This window comes from Pseudomonas sp. NFACC13-1, assembly GCF_900104425.1.
GTDB lineage: Bacteria > Pseudomonadota > Gammaproteobacteria > Pseudomonadales > Pseudomonadaceae > Aquipseudomonas > Aquipseudomonas fluorescens_AA.
Genome location: NZ_FMXV01000003.1, coordinates 164896 through 179570, shown reverse-complemented (window position 1 = coordinate 179570; position 14675 = coordinate 164896). Strand labels below are relative to the sequence as shown.

Genomic DNA, 14675 nt, shown 5'->3' with positions numbered 1-14675 from the left:
GTTGACGCCTCGCCCTGCACGGCTCAGTCTTCCCAAGCTTTTTTCCAGACTCAAACAAGGAGGTCACCCATGCCCTTTGCAACGATCGACGGACAACCGCTTCACTACCTGGACCAGGGCCAGGGCCCGGTGGTGCTGCTGGGCGGCAGCTACCTGTGGGACCACAGCATGTGGGCGCCGCAGATCGAGGTGTTGTCCAGGCATTACCGGGTGATCGCTCCGGACCTTTGGGGCCATGGCCAGTCGGGGCAGATGCCGGAGGGCATGAGTTCGCTGAACGATCTGGCCCGCCAGATGATGGAGCTGCTGGATTATTTGAGCATCGACTGCTTCCACCTGGTGGGGCTTTCGGTGGGCGGGATGTGGGGGACGCGGCTGGCGCTGGCGGCGCCCACGCGGATCCAGTCGCTGGTGCTGATGGATACTTACGTCGGCGTCGAACCGGAGCAGACCCGTCAGTACTATTTCTCGCTGTTCGACAAGATCGAAGCCAGCGGCAGCATTCCCGAGCCGTTGCTGGACATCGTCGTGCCGATCTTCTTCCGGCCGGGTATCGACCCGCAATCGGCGCTCTACCAGCAGTTTCGCGCCACATTGGCCGCGCTGCCGGCCGATCGCCTACGCGCCAGCATCGTGCCGCTGGGGCGGATCATTTTCGGTCGCGACGACATGCGGGGGCGTTTGCATGAGCTCAACGCTCAGCGCACCCTGGTGATGTGCGGCGACCAGGATAAACCAAGGCCACCGTCCGAGGCCCTGGAAATGGCCGAACTGATTGGCTGCCTGCATGTGCTGGTCCCGGACGCGGGGCACATTTCCAATCTTGAGAATCCGCAGTTCGTGACCGAGGCGTTGCTGAAGGTCCTGCGTAGCTGATCTGCCGCATCGCGAGCAGGCTCGCTCCCACTGGGATTTTGTGACCGATGCGCATCCCCTGTGGGAGCGAGCTTGCTCGCGATTGCAGTGTGCCTGTCACATCAATGCTGACTGATCTGCCGCCATCGCGAGCAAGCTCGCTCCCACGGGGGCTGCAGTGGTTGTCGGTCACTTCGGCCCGAGAATCTTCACCAGCTTGTCCGGTGACGGCGCGCCTTGCTGCTGTTGCAGGTCGCCTTTGTCATCCAGATAGAAAATCGCCGGGGTGGCGGACAGTTCCAGTTCGTCCATCAACTGCTGGTTAGCGTCCAGTTTGGCCTGGATGGTGGGCGGTATGTCCTTGAGCGGCTTGAGCGGGCTGCCCTTGCCGGCCTTTTCATGCTCGGCCAGGGCTTTTTCCGGGTCCTTGGCGGCCAGCAAGGCGGCGGATTTACCCGGGCTGTCTTCGCGGATGATGCCCACCATGATGTGGCGCAACTGCACCTTGCCAGCCTTGACCCAAGGCCGGGCCTGTTCCCAGAACATGTTGCAGTACGGACAGTTCGGGTCGCTGAACAGGTATACCGTGCGCGGTGCGTCCTTGTTGCCGTCGGCGATCCAGTTGCTCGCTTCCATCTTCGTCCAGATGGCCTTGGCCATCGGTGCATAGACCAGTTTTTGCAGCGGTTCGGCGCTCAGGTCCTTGCCCTCGGCGTCGTACAGGTTGCCCAGCAGGACGTGCTGCCCATCCGGGGTCAGGTACAGCGCCATGCCGCGGTTCTGGTATTGCGCCGCGTAACCGCGCAGCCCGTCCGGGGCCTCGAAAGTGCCGACGATTTTCGCGCCCTTGGCTTCGATCTTCTTGATGGCCGCAGGCAATTCTTCGGCCTGCAGCAGCGGGGCCTGCGACAGTGCGGCGGCGACGGCCAGGGTCAGCAGGTGGCGGAGGCGGGGCATGGCGGTTTCCTTGTGGCGGAGTGGGGCGTCGTGGACGAATCCGGCGTTTCGAAGTTTTCCAGGGCGCGGGCCAGGCTCGCTTCCGACAATTCGCCCAGGTGGCTGCCCAGCAGGCGGCCGTCGGCGCTGTAGAACAGGGTGGTCGGCAGGGCCATGGAACCCACGGCCTGTCCGAGGCGGCCGCTGCCATCGAACAATACGTTGGTCAGGCTCAGGCCCTGGGTGGCCAGGTAGGTGCTGACGCTTTGCATGCTTTCGGCCTGGTTGACGAACAGGAAGGTCAGGTCCGGACGCTGTTGCTGGGCTTCTTCGAGCACCGGCATTTCACGTCGGCAGGGCGGGCACCAGGTGGCCCAGAGGTTGATCACCAGCGGGCCGCCCTGGTAGTCGGTGAGCTTCACGGTCTGGCCGTCGGCGGTGCGCAGGGTGATGTCCGGCAGCCGGGTGCCTTGTTCATAAATCGTCAACGACAGGCTCGCCACCAGCCAGAACAGCAAGCCGCTGCCGACGCCGAAGCCCAACGGGCGGCGCAGGGCCGGGCGGCGCCGGGCCCACAACAAGGCGCCCATCAGCAGCGCCACGATCCCCGGCCAGGCGAGGAAACCGCCGTCCCGCAGGTCGACGATCTGCCACGGGTCGTCCCGGTAATGTTGCCAATAGGCGACGACGAAGCCGATCCGTGCGGCCAAAAGCCCCAGTAGAAACAGCACGAACAGCACCGACTCAGGGTTCTCGCCGCCGCGCCTGGCCACCCGCCAGCCGACGAAGGTCGCCAGGGCCAGGGCGCTGATCAGCAACAGATGGTTAAGGGCGATGGCGAAGGTGCCCAGGGTGAACGTCAGCATCAGCGCGCGTCCCGGGTGAGGTTCCAGCGCTCCAGGAACGCCCTGGCGTCGACTTCCCCAGTGATCCGCTGGCTGCGGCGCTCTTCACCGTCGGCGCCGATCCACAGCAGGCTCGGCGGCCCCGGTACCTGGTAACGGCTCAGCAACGCGCGGCTGGCGGGGCTGTCGGCGGTGACGTCGAGGCGCAGCAGGCGCACGCCTTGCAGGGCGTCCAGCACCTCGGTGCGGCCGAATACCTGTTTTTCCATGATCTTGCAGGACACGCACCAGTCGGCGTAATAGTCCAGCAGCACCCACTGGCCCTGGGCCTTGGCGGCGTCCAGTTCCCGTTGCAAGGCCGCGGGCTCGCTGACGGTGACGAACGCATCGTGGGCGCTGACGGTCGCGCTACCCTCGTTGCCAGCGTAGACCTTCAAGGGTTGGAAGAGATCATCGCCGCCGCCCGCCGCACCAATCACCAGCAGGCTGCCCCACAGGCCGAACAGCAGCGAGGCGCTGCCGCAGAGGTAGGCCATGCGGCCGAAGCCTCCGGTCTGGCGCCAGGCGCTGTAGGCGGCGATCAACAGCAGCACACCCCACAATCCGATCCACAGTGAGCCGTCGATGATCGGACGAACCATCAACAGTGCGGTGCCCAGGAACAGGAAGCCGAACACGCCCTTGAGCAGGTTCATCCAGGCGCCGGGCTTGGGCAGGAAGCGGTTGCCCACGGTCACCAGGAGCAACAGTGGCAGGCCCATGCCGATGCCCATGGTGAACAGGATCAACCCGCCGTGCAGCGCATTGCCGCTCTGGGCGATATACAGCAGGGCGCCGGCCAGCGGGGCAGTCATGCACGGGCCCACCAACAGGCCGGACAGGGCGCCGAGCACGCCGGCGCCCACCAGGCTGCCACCGCGTCGCTGGCGTCCGGCGTTTTCCAGGCGGTCACGCAGCGCCGCCGGCAATTGCAACTCGAAGAAGCCGAACATCGGCAGCGCCAGCAACACGAATACGGCCGCGAAGCTGCCCAGCAGCCATGGTTGTTGCAGCAGTGCCTGGAGGTTGGCCCCCAGCAGGGCGGCGAGCACGCCCATGGCCGCATACACCAGGGCCATGCTGATCACGTAGCTGCCGGCCAAGGCCAGGCCGCGTCTCGGCCCGGCGCCGCTGCCCACCACCAGCCCGGCCAGGATCGGCAGCATCGGCAGCGAACAAGGGGTGAATGCCAGCAGCAGGCCCAGGCCGAAGAACACCAGCAGGCTCCAGCCCAAGGCCCGTTGCTGCAGGCCGCTGGCCAGGGCCTGGTCCGGCGCCTCGCCGGTGGCCGCCGCCGGTGCGCTGCCGCCCAGGTCAATCACCTGGGTCTGGGGTGGATAGCACAGGCCGGCGTCGGCACAGCCCTGGAAACCCACCTTGATCTTGCCCGTGGCACCGGCGGGGATCTTCAGTTCCAGCGCCTGGCGATAGACTTGCTGGTCGCCGAAAAACTCGTCGCTGTGGGCCTCGCCCTCCGGCAACTTGGGTTTCTGCGCCTCGGCCAGGCCCTCGAACTTGAGCCGCTGCTTATACAGGTAGTACCCATCGGTAATCTGCCAGAACAGCTGCGTTTCACCGGAGTCCAGGCGTTCGGAGGTCAGCACGAACGCTTTTTCCACCGGCAGGAAATCGGGTTTGGTTTCGAAGGGATTGGCGGCCTGGGCCAGGCCCGAGATCAGCAGCAGCCACAGCAAAAACAATCGACGCATGGATAAAGCCTTAGAACGAAGCGAGTGGAAAACACAATGGCGACTGGCGATTAACCGTCGATTAACCCGGCGGCGACCGGCAGGCCGCAATGATCGCCACGTTTGCCGTACTCGTCGCATAATGTCGGCTTAATCGGCCAGCGGCCTAATGTACCTTTTTCCACGGGGCTTACCATGCGCGTACTGGTCTGCGAAGACGATGAGTTGATTGCCAGCGGGATCGTTGCCGGCCTCACGGCGCAGGGCCTGACGGTCGAGCACGTGGCCACCGCATCGGCGGCGCGGGCGATGGTCGGCGTGGCGGAGTTCGATGTCATGGTGCTGGACCTGGGGTTGCCCGATGAGGACGGTCTCAAGCTGCTTCGGCAACTGCGCCAGCAGGGGCTGGAGACGCCGGTGCTGATCCTCACCGCCCGTGACTCGGTGACCGACCGGGTCGACGGCTTGCAGGCCGGGGCTGACGACTATCTGCTCAAACCCTTCGACCTGCGCGAGCTTGCGGCGCGCCTGCACACGTTGCTGCGGCGCGTGGCGGGGCGCAGCGTCAACCTGATCGAGCACGGTCGCCTGACCTACGACCCCAGCAGCCGGGAAACCACCCTGGACGGCCAGCCGGTGGATCTGTCCCGGCGCGAACAATCGCTGTTGCAGGCGCTCTTGCACAGTCGCGGCCGGGTGCTGTCCACCGAGCAACTCAAGGACAGCGTCTACGGGTTCAACGACGAGCTGGAAAGCAATGCCCTCAACGTCCATATCCACCACCTGCGGCGCAAGCTGGGTAACGGCATTGTCGAGACCGTGCGCGGCCTGGGCTATCGCTTGGGGCCGGCCGACGGCGGAGAACCCTCCAAGTGATGAGCCTGCGACTGCGCCTGAGCCTGACCCTCGGCGCGGCCTTCGCCCTGATCTGGGCCCTGGCCGCGGCGTGGATGCTCAGTGACCTGCGCAACCAGATGATGTTCTCCCTCGACCAGCGCCTGGTGGCGTCGGCGCGGATGGTTGCCGGGTTGCTGGAACAGATGCCGCCGTTGCCCAGCAAGGGCGACGGCACCCATTTGAGCTCCGAGCAATTGAGCATTCCCGGCGGCATGGCCTGTCAGGTCAGTTCCTTGCGCGGCGAGATTCTGGCCCGTAGCCACGGCACCCCAGAACAGGCCCTGGAAGCCGAGAAAATGGGCTTCCATGACCAGATGATCGACGGTGCGCCCTGGCGCAGCTTCACCCTGGCCCGAGGCGACTTGCGCATCACCACCGCCGACCGCCAGATCGAGCGCGAAGCCCTGAACCTGTCGATACTGCTGGCCGCCTCGGTGCCGGTGGGCGTGGCGTTGCTCGGTTGCCTGTGCCTGTTGTGGCTGGGCATCGGCCAGGGCCTGGCGCCGCTCAATCGCATGCGCGATGCGCTGATGCGGCGCAATGCCGATTCCCTGGAGCCCTTGCAGATCCATCCGCTGCCCAGCGAGTTGCGGCCCTTGCTGGAGACCCAGAACCAGCTGTTCCAGCGCATCGGCAAGACCATCGAGCGCGAGCGACGGCTGACCGGCGACGCTGCCCACGAGCTGCGCAGTCCGCTGACCGCCATCAAGACGCACCTGCAAGTGGCGCGCATGACCGAGGGCGCCGCCCGCGACCAATCCCTGGCCCGGGCCGAGGAGGGCGCCGACCGCATGCATCGCACACTCGAACAGTTGCTGCTGCTGGCTCGGGTCGAAGGCAGCCTGTCGTTCGACGATGGCGTGCACTGCAACGCCGAGCAGGTCGCGCGACTGGCGATCCAGGACGCGGCCAGCAGTGAGTCCCGGCGAATCAAATTGCATTTGGCCCCAGGGCTGTCCGATGCGCCGGTGCAGATGCCGGCGGTGCTCTCCATCGCGGCCTTGCGCAACCTGCTGGATAACGCCCTGCGCCATACCCCGGACGACACCGACGTGGAATTGAGCCTGGAAATGATCGGCCAGCGCGTGCGTTTCCAGGTCCGCGACCACGGCCCCGGCATTGCCGCCGACGACATCCAGCACTTGACCCAACGCTTCTGGCGCAACGGCCAGAGCACCGGCTGCGGGCTGGGACTGGCGATCGTCCAGGCCATCGTCCAGCGTTGTGGTTGCGGACTGCATTTCGACAGCCGCCCGGATGGATTGCGGGTCGAATTGACCATGCCGGTGCAGCACCCCTGATCCAATGAGGGGTTCCGTGGCGAGGGAGCTTGCTCCCGCTGGGTCTGTAGGAGCTGGCGAAGCCTGCGATCTTTTGATCTTGAGCTTTCGCTTGAGATCTAACTGTCTGGGACAAGATCGCAGCCTCGTTGCACTCGTCAGCTCCTACAGGCGCGCTTGGCGGGAGGTCGTTGTACATTTGCTGTAACGACCTGCCATTGGCGCCCTGGCCTTATCCGGGTCTATGTTTTTTTCAGCTCGACTCAAGGACTGAGGAAAACCGCGCCATGGACACCTTCATCGAAATCTGCACGGCCACGCCCAGCGATGCCGGGATCATCAGCCGGATCGCCGAACGCTGCATCCGGGTCGGGTGTGCCGCCGAACACCGCAACGACCCCACTGTCGTCGCCGCCTGGGTACGCAACAACACCCTCGCGCATATCCGCCCCTGGCTGGTCGACCCACGCTTGCGCCTGACCCTGGCCCGTTTGCAGGGGCGGCCGGCGGGTGTCGCCATGGCCTCGGCCAGTGGCCGTATCGCCTTCTGCTACGTACAGCCGGAGTCCTTCCGCCGCGGTGTCGGCCAGGCGCTGGTGCGGGACATCGAGGCCTGGCTGCGCGGGCGCGGGGTGGCCCGGGTGCGGCTCAACAGCACCCGTAGCAGCCAGGCGTTCTATCGACACCTGGGGTTCGAACAAAGCGCTGACGCCTTCGCCATTGGCGGGGTCAAGGCCATTGCGATGCACAAGCCATTGATCGCGTCACCGGAGAAAGTGCTGCACAGGAGTAAATCCCCCCGTGGCTGATGCGTTTCCACAACAGGAAACCTGCATGTGCGCCCCGACCGGATGCGCACCTGCCCGGTGTGTCGTTTTGGGTCACGTACTGCGGGGTCGAGAGATGTCAGTCGCCAACAGCCTTATCGAAGCACAGCCGGCCAGGGTCAACCCCGTGCCGGCCGAGACGCTCTACCAGTTCAATGAGTCGCCGCTGCTGGCTCGCCAGAGTCGGCAGGAGTCCAATGCCCGCAGCTATCCACGGCGCATACCCCTGGCCCTCAAGCGCGCCAAGGGGTTGTATGTCGAGGACGTCGAGGGCCGCACCTTCATCGATTGCCTGGCCGGCGCCGGCACGCTGGCGCTGGGGCATAACCACCCGGTGGTGATCGACGCGATCCAGCAGGTGCTGGCCGACGAGCTGCCGTTGCACACCCTGGACCTGACCACACCGGTCAAGGACCGCTTCGTCCAGGACCTGTTCGGCCTGTTGCCGGCGAAGCTGGCCGCCGAGGCGAAGATCCAGTTCTGCGGCCCCACCGGTACCGACGCGGTGGAAGCCGCCCTCAAGCTGGTGCGTACCGCGACCGGACGCAGCACCGTACTGTCGTTCCAGGGCGGTTATCACGGCATGAGTCAGGGGGCATTGAGCCTGATGGGCAGCCTGGGGCCGAAGAAACCCTTGGGCGCCTTGCTCAGCAGCGGCGTGCAGTTCATGCCATACCCCTACGATTACCGCTGCCCGTTCGGGCTGGGCGGTGTCGAGGGCGTGAAGGCCAACCTGCATTACCTGGAAAACCTGCTGAACGACCCGGAGGCCGGCGTGCAGTTGCCGGCGGCGGTCATCGTCGAAGTGGTGCAGGGCGAGGGCGGAGTCATTCCCGCCGACCTGGATTGGCTGCGCGGCTTGCGACGGATCACCGAGCAGGCAGGGGTGGCGTTGATCGTCGACGAAATCCAGAGCGGCTTCGGCCGTACCGGCAAGATGTTTGCCTTCGAACATGCCGGGATCATCCCGGACGTGGTGGTGTTGTCCAAGGCCATTGGCGGCAGCCTGCCGCTGGCGGTGGTGGTTTACCGCGACTGGCTCGACACCTGGTTGCCGGGCGCTCACGCCGGGACCTTCCGTGGCAATCAGATGGCCATGGCCGCCGGCTCCGCGGTCATGCGCTACCTGCGCGAGCACGACCTGCCGGCCCACGCGGCCGCCATGGGCGAACGCCTGAGCGAGCACCTGCACATCCTGCAGCGGGACTTCCCGCAACTGGGCGATATCCGCGGTCGCGGGCTGATGCTCGGTGTCGAGTTGGTGGACCCGGCGGGCAAGCCGGACGCCCTGGGCCATCCGCCAGTGCATGCCCAGCTGGCGCCACGGTTGCAACGCGAATGCCTCAAGCGCGGGCTGATCCTGGAGCTGGGCGGTCGCCAGGGCGGCGTGGTGCGGTTCCTGCCACCGTTGATCATCACCCGGGCCGAAATCGACCGGGTCGCCGAGATTTTCGGGCGAGCCCTGCATGCGGCGGTCAAAGGCAGCTAATTTTCACCCGGCCCCGTACGTTCCTTTCATATCCTGGCTGCGCATGTGACGCAGCGAACCTCGAGCAAAGATGGAGAGACACCCATGACTTCAGTATTCGACCGCGAGGACATCGTCTTTCAGGTCGTGGTCAACCACGAAGAGCAATATTCGATCTGGCCAGACTACAAGGCCATCCCCGAGGGCTGGCGTACCGTCGGTAAAAGCGGCTTCAAGAAGGAGTGCCTGGCCTACATCGAAGAAGTCTGGACCGACATGCGCCCGCTGAGCCTGCGCAAGAAAATGGACGAGCAGGCGGCATTGGCGCAGTAGCCCGGGGACGTTGTGGGAGCGAGCCCGCTCGCGATGCAGGCAACTCGGTCTGTCAGTCAGGCCAAGGTGCGGCTATCGCGAGCAGGCTCGCTCCCACAGGTGGCTCCCGCTTTCGCCATGAAATCAATCAACGCCCGTGCCGCCGCCGGCAATTGACGATGGGGCGGGTAGATGATTGAAAAGGGGCGGCTGCGCCCGCCAAAGTCCTCCAGCAAAGCCACCAGTTCCCCACGCTCGATTCGCTCCCGGACAATGAATTCATAGGTCTGGCAGATTCCCATCCCGGCCTGCGCCAGGGACACGATGCCCAATACATCATCGGACACCTGCACATTGCCCGCCGGCAGCCATTCCCGGTCTTCATGATTGTCGCGAAACAGCCAGGGCGCGATGCGTCCGCTGCTGGGCATTACGAAGGTCAGGCAGGCGTGGGCAGCCAGTTCATCGACGTGCCGGGGCGTTCCGGCGCGTTCCAGGTAATGCGGCGCGGCGACCAGGCACAGGCGGGCGTCTTCGAGTTTGCGTCCGACCAGGCCGCTGTCCGGCAGCGGCCCAAGGCGGATCGCCAGGTCATACCCCTCGGCCACCAGATCGACATTGCGGTTGGTGATACTCAGCTCGACCCGAACTTGCGGGTAAGCCTCGGCGAAACGCGACAGCAGCGATGGTAGGCGGTAGTGGCCGTAGGTGGTCGGCACGCTCAAGCGCACGCGACCGGTCAAGACACCGTCCTGGCCCTGGATTCGCCGCTCGGCGTCGTCAATCAGGGCAAAGGCCGAGCGCGACTGTTCCAGGTACAAGGTGCCGGCATCGGTCAGGTTCAACCGCCGGGTCGTGCGTCGTAACAGTTGCACCCCGAGCCGGGCTTCGAGGCGGGAGATGGCGCGGCTCAGGACCGAAGGCGTGGTCCCCAGCGCCACGGCGCCGGCGCTGAGCGTGCCTTTTTCCACGACCGTGACGAAGGCTTCCACGTCGGCCAGATAATCGAATCGGCGTGCCATTGTTGCCTCCAGAGGCCAAGTGATGTTCCGGTACGCCAGTTTATCGCCGGTGAGGGCATCAATACAGTGAGCGCATCTTTTATCGAAACATCCTGGAGTCATCATGAAAAAGCTCACGACCTTGGCAACGTCTGTTGTTCTGGCAGGTATTGGTGTCGCGGCCCATGCCGATAACGTGCTGGTGGTCCTGTCGGATTCCGATCATCTGGATCTGAACAATGGCAAGGTCTTCTCCACCGGGTTTTACCTCAACGAATTGCTGCAACCGGTGAAGCTGTTGCTGGATGCCGGTCACCACGTGACGTTCGCCACCCCGCAGGGCAAGGCGCCGACGCTGGACCGGTCCTCGGTGGACAAGATGTACTTCAACAATGATCCGGCGGAGCTGGAGCGCTACCAGGCGTTGCTGGCGCAACTGAACATCACTTCGGCCAAGGACTCACCGGTGATCAGCCTGGCCCGTGTCGAGCAGATCGGTCTGGAACAGTTCGATGCCCTGTACATTCCCGGCGGGCATGCGCCCATGCAGGATTTGCTCACGAGCGCACCGCTGGGGCGGGTGTTGACGCACTTCCATGACAAGGGCAAGACCACCGCGCTGGTCTGCCACGGGCCGATCGCGTTGCTGTCGACCCTGCCTGATGCCAAGGGCTTCGTTGGCCAGTTGGCTGCCAAAGGCCAGGCCTCGGCCAAGGCCGGCTGGATCTATGCCGGGTACAGGATGACGGTGATCAGCAATCAGGAAGAAGAGCTGGCAAAGGGGCTGCTGGGTGGCGGGAGCATGAAATTCTACCCACAGACCGCGTTGCAGCAGGCTGGTGGGCAGTACAGCAGCAACACCACGCCGTGGACTGCCCATGTGGTGACGGATCGGGAACTGATTACCGGCCAGAATCCAGCCTCGGCGCTGGCGGTGGGGCAGGCGTTGGTCAAGCGTCTGGCGCAGTAGCCAGCAGCACTACAAATCCCTTGTGGGAGCGAGCCTGCTCGCGATAGCGGTGGGTCATGACACTCCGCTATCGCGAGCAGGCTCGCTCCCACAGGGTTTTGTGTTGTTGCGGGTTCACTTGAACCGCCGCTCCACCCCTTTCTCCACCAGGATCTTCGCCGAAATCTCTTCCACGGAAAAATGCGTGGAGTTGATATGGGGAATGTTCTCGCGCCGGAACAGGTTTTCCACCTCGCGCACTTCGAACTCGCACTGGGCATAGCTTGAATAACGACTGTTGGGCTTGCGCTCGTTGCGGATCGCCGTGAGGCGGTCCGGGTCGATGGTCAGGCCGAACAGCTTGTGCTGGTGGGCGCGCAGGGCGCTGGGCAGTTGCAGGCGCTCCATGTCGTCTTCGGTCAGCGGATAGTTGGCCGCGCGGATGCCGAATTGCATCGCCATGTACAGGCACGTCGGAGTCTTACCACAACGCGACACGCCCACTAGGATCAGGTCGGCCTTGTCGTAATAATGCGTGCGGGCGCCGTCATCGTTGTCCAGCGCGAAGTTGACCGCCTCGATCCGCTCCATGTAGTTGGAGTTGTGGCCAATGGAATGGGACTTGCCGACCGAGTAGGAAGAGTGCTCGCTCAGTTCCTGTTCCAGGGGCGCCAGGAAGGTGGAAAAAATGTCGATCATGAAACCATTGGACGTTGCGAGAATCTCACGAATGTCCTGATTGACGATGGTATCGAAGATGATCGGGCGAAAACCGTCGGTTTCGGCGGCTTTATTGATTTGCTGTACCATGGCCCGCGCCTTGTCGACGCTGTCTATGTACGGACGTGTCATCTTGGCGAAGGTAATGTTTTCGAACTGTGCCAACAGGCTTTGGCCTAGCGTCTCGGCCGTGATGCCGGTGCCGTCGGAGATAAAGAAAGCAGATCGTTTCATTTGCGCCTTGGGCCTTAAGCTAGTGAGCTAGTGACGATTCTTGGATATGATAGGCGCGATTTGCCGGCCGCCAGTGGCCAGCATTCTCACTTATTTTCCAGGTCCAGGCCATATCGCCGGCGAGCGCTCCCCTGGAGCCGCCGGTGCCTTGAGCTTTTCCAACACAGTCAGTGGAGAGATCACCTTGGTAGAGTACGTAGTTTCCCTCGATAAGCTCGGCGTCCATGATGTGGAGCATGTGGGGGGCAAGAACGCATCCCTGGGCGAGATGATCAGCAACCTCGCCGGTGCCGGCGTATCGGTGCCAGGTGGCTTCGCCACGACCGCCCAGGCTTATCGTGATTTCCTGGAACTGAGTGGCCTGAACAAGCAGATCCACGATGCGCTCGATGCCCTGGACGTCGATGACGTCAATGCCCTGGCCAAGACCGGTGCCCAGATCCGCCAATGGATCATGGAAGCCGAGTTCCCCGAGAAACTGAACGCCGAGATCCGCACCGCTTTCGCCAAGCTGTCCGAAGGCAATCCCGATATCGCCGTCGCCGTGCGTTCCTCGGCCACCGCCGAAGACCTGCCGGATGCCTCCTTCGCCGGCCAGCAGGAAACCTTCCTGAACATCCGTGGCGTGGAAAACGTCATTCGTGCCGCCAAGGAAGTTTTCGCCTCCCTTTTCAACGACCGTGCCATTTCCTACCGCGTGCACCAGGGCTTCGACCACAAGCTGGTCGCCCTGTCCGCCGGTGTGCAGCGCATGGTCCGCTCCGAAACCGGCACCGCCGGCGTGATGTTCACCCTCGACACCGAGTCTGGCTTCCGTGACGTGGTGTTCATCACCGGCGCCTATGGCCTGGGTGAAACCGTCGTGCAGGGCGCAGTGAACCCGGATGAGTTCTACGTTCACAAGGGCACGCTGCAAGCCGGTCGTCCGGCCATCCTGCGCCGCAACCTGGGCAGCAAGGCCATCAAGATGATCTACGGCGACGAAGCCAAGGCCGGTCGCTCGGTGAAGACCGTCGAGGTGGACAAGGCCGAGCGCGCGCGTTTCTGCCTGACCGACGCCGAAGTCAGCGAGCTGGCCAAGCAGGCGATGATCATCGAGCAGCACTACAAGTGCCCGATGGACATCGAGTGGGCCAAGGACGGTGACGACGGCAAGCTGTATATCGTGCAGGCCCGTCCGGAAACCGTGAAAAGCCGCACCCAGGCCAACGTCATGGAGCGCTACCTGCTCAAGGAAACCGGTACCGTGCTGGTGGAAGGCCGGGCCATTGGCCAGCGCATCGGCGCGGGCAAGGTGCGGATCATCAAGGACGTCTCGGAGATGGACAAGGTCCAGGCCGGCGACGTACTGGTCTCCGACATGACCGACCCGGACTGGGAACCGGTGATGAAGCGCGCCAGCGCCATCGTCACCAACCGCGGCGGGCGTACCTGCCACGCGGCGATCATTGCCCGTGAACTGGGGATCCCGGCAGTGGTCGGTTGCGGCAACGCCACCCAACTGCTCAAGGACGGCCAGGGCGTGACCGTTTCCTGCGCCGAAGGCGACACCGGCTACATCTTCGAAGGCGAACTGGGCTTCGACATCAAGAAGAACTCCGTGGACGCCATGCCGGAGCTGCCGTTCAAGATCATGATGAACGTCGGCAACCCGGACCGCGCCTTCGACTTCGCACAGTTGCCGAACGCCGGTGTGGGCCTGGCCCGCCTGGAGTTCATCATCAACCGCATGATCGGCGTGCACCCCAAGGCACTGCTGAACTACGACGGCCTGCCCCAGGAAATCAAGGACAGCGTCGACAAGCGCATTGCCGGCTACGACGATCCGGTCGGTTTCTACGTCGAGAAGCTGGTGGAAGGCATCAGCACCCTGGCGGCGGCGTTCTGGCCGAAAAAGGTCATCGTGCGCCTGTCGGACTTCAAGTCCAACGAATACGCCAACCTGATCGGCGGCAAGCTCTACGAGCCGGAAGAAGAGAACCCGATGCTGGGCTTCCGCGGTGCGTCGCGCTACATCAGCGAATCGTTCCGCGACTGCTTCGAACTCGAGTGCCGCGCCCTCAAGCGCGTGCGCAACGAGATGGGCCTGACCAACGTCGAGATCATGGTGCCCTTCGTGCGGACCCTGGGCGAAGCGAGCCAGGTCGTCGACCTGCTGGCGGAAAACGGCCTGGCCCGTGGTGACAATGGCCTGCGCGTGATCATGATGTGCGAACTGCCGTCCAACGCCATCCTGGCTGAAGAGTTCCTCGAGTTCTTCGACGGTTTCTCCATCGGTTCTAACGACCTGACCCAGCTGACCCTGGGCCTGGACCGCGATTCCGGGATCATCGCCCACCTGTTCGACGAGCGGAACCCGGCGGTCAAGAAGCTGCTGGCCAATGCCATCGCCGCCTGCAACAAGGCCGGCAAGTACATCGGCATCTGCGGCCAGGGTCCTTCGGATCACCCGGACCTGGCCAAGTGGCTGATGGAGCAGGGCATCGAAAGCGTTTCGTTGAACCCCGACTCCGTGCTGGAAACCTGGTTCTTCCTGGCCGAGGGTCAGGCGGCGGTCTGATCGAGTGAAGGGGCCTCACCGGTAATGTAAGCCGGGTAACCTTTGTGGGAGCGAGCTTGCTCGC

13 protein-coding genes are annotated in these 14675 nt (G+C 64.0%); 8 read left to right on the top strand and 5 right to left on the bottom strand.

The genetic code is table 11. The annotated features are described in order from the left end of the window. Positions 1 to 69 precede the first annotated feature (69 nt). Positions 70 to 876: an alpha/beta fold hydrolase gene (locus BLQ55_RS05520; protein WP_092252831.1), complete on the top strand. Its 807-nt coding sequence runs from the start codon at positions 70 to 72 to the stop codon at positions 874 to 876. 168 nt (positions 877 to 1044) lie between these two features. Here the strand turns inward: BLQ55_RS05520 and dsbG are convergent, their stop codons facing one another. Genes dsbG through dsbD form a run of 3 tightly spaced genes read right to left on the bottom strand, consistent with a single transcriptional unit; the run spans position 1045 to position 4384 of the window. Continuing rightward, positions 1045 to 1812, bottom strand: coding sequence for a thiol:disulfide interchange protein DsbG (dsbG, locus tag BLQ55_RS05515; RefSeq protein ID WP_092252830.1), 768 nt, complete (start codon positions 1810 to 1812; stop codon positions 1045 to 1047). Continuing rightward, positions 1788 to 2657: a TlpA family protein disulfide reductase gene (locus tag BLQ55_RS05510; protein ID WP_092252828.1), complete on the bottom strand. Its 870-nt coding sequence runs from the start codon at positions 2655 to 2657 to the stop codon at positions 1788 to 1790. Before BLQ55_RS05510 ends, dsbG begins: the two co-directional genes overlap by 25 nt. Next, the gene (gene dsbD, locus BLQ55_RS05505; RefSeq protein ID WP_092252826.1) at positions 2657 to 4384 is read right to left on the bottom strand and encodes a protein-disulfide reductase DsbD; all 1728 of its coding nucleotides are present in this window, start codon (positions 4382 to 4384) and stop codon (positions 2657 to 2659) included. Before dsbD ends, BLQ55_RS05510 begins: the two co-directional genes overlap by 1 nt. A 174-nt stretch (positions 4385 to 4558) precedes the next feature. Here dsbD and BLQ55_RS05500 point away from each other — a divergent pair, with 174 nt between their 5' ends. The 5 genes from BLQ55_RS05500 (at position 4559) to BLQ55_RS05480 (ending at position 9168) form a co-directional block, all read left to right on the top strand. After that, positions 4559 to 5239 (top strand): response regulator, encoded by a 681-nt coding sequence (locus BLQ55_RS05500; protein ID WP_092197548.1) that lies wholly within the window; start codon positions 4559 to 4561, stop codon positions 5237 to 5239. Next, positions 5236 to 6561, top strand: a complete 1326-nt coding sequence (locus BLQ55_RS05495; protein ID WP_092197546.1) for an ATP-binding protein — start codon at positions 5236 to 5238, stop codon at positions 6559 to 6561. Before BLQ55_RS05500 ends, BLQ55_RS05495 begins: the two co-directional genes overlap by 4 nt. A 266-nt stretch (positions 6562 to 6827) precedes the next feature. Further along, the gene (locus BLQ55_RS05490) at positions 6828 to 7349 is read left to right on the top strand and encodes a GNAT family N-acetyltransferase (protein WP_092252824.1); all 522 of its coding nucleotides are present in this window, start codon (positions 6828 to 6830) and stop codon (positions 7347 to 7349) included. 94 nt (positions 7350 to 7443) lie between these two features. Continuing rightward, a complete protein-coding gene (locus BLQ55_RS05485) occupies positions 7444 to 8856 on the top strand; it encodes an aspartate aminotransferase family protein (RefSeq protein WP_092252823.1) in 1413 nt (470 codons plus the stop codon). Positions 8857 to 8940: 84 nt separating this feature from the next. Next, positions 8941 to 9168, top strand: a complete 228-nt coding sequence (locus tag BLQ55_RS05480) for an MbtH family protein (RefSeq protein ID WP_092197540.1) — start codon at positions 8941 to 8943, stop codon at positions 9166 to 9168. A gap of 56 nt (positions 9169 to 9224) precedes the next feature. On the opposite strand, the gene BLQ55_RS05475 is transcribed toward BLQ55_RS05480, so the two are convergent. After that, positions 9225 to 10169 (bottom strand): LysR family transcriptional regulator, encoded by a 945-nt coding sequence (locus BLQ55_RS05475; protein ID WP_092197538.1) that lies wholly within the window; start codon positions 10167 to 10169, stop codon positions 9225 to 9227. 103 nt (positions 10170 to 10272) lie between these two features. Between BLQ55_RS05475 and BLQ55_RS05470 the strand changes: the two genes are divergently transcribed. Further along, the gene (locus BLQ55_RS05470; RefSeq protein ID WP_092252821.1) at positions 10273 to 11118 is read left to right on the top strand and encodes a type 1 glutamine amidotransferase domain-containing protein; all 846 of its coding nucleotides are present in this window, start codon (positions 10273 to 10275) and stop codon (positions 11116 to 11118) included. A gap of 114 nt (positions 11119 to 11232) precedes the next feature. Here the strand turns inward: BLQ55_RS05470 and BLQ55_RS05465 are convergent, their stop codons facing one another. Continuing rightward, a complete protein-coding gene (locus BLQ55_RS05465) occupies positions 11233 to 12051 on the bottom strand; it encodes a posphoenolpyruvate synthetase regulatory kinase/phosphorylase PpsR (RefSeq protein WP_072407939.1) in 819 nt (272 codons plus the stop codon). Between the two features lie 184 nt (positions 12052 to 12235). Here BLQ55_RS05465 and ppsA point away from each other — a divergent pair, with 184 nt between their 5' ends. Beyond that, a complete protein-coding gene (gene ppsA, locus BLQ55_RS05455) occupies positions 12236 to 14611 on the top strand; it encodes a phosphoenolpyruvate synthase (protein ID WP_092197532.1) in 2376 nt (791 codons plus the stop codon). Positions 14612 to 14675 lie beyond the last annotated feature (64 nt).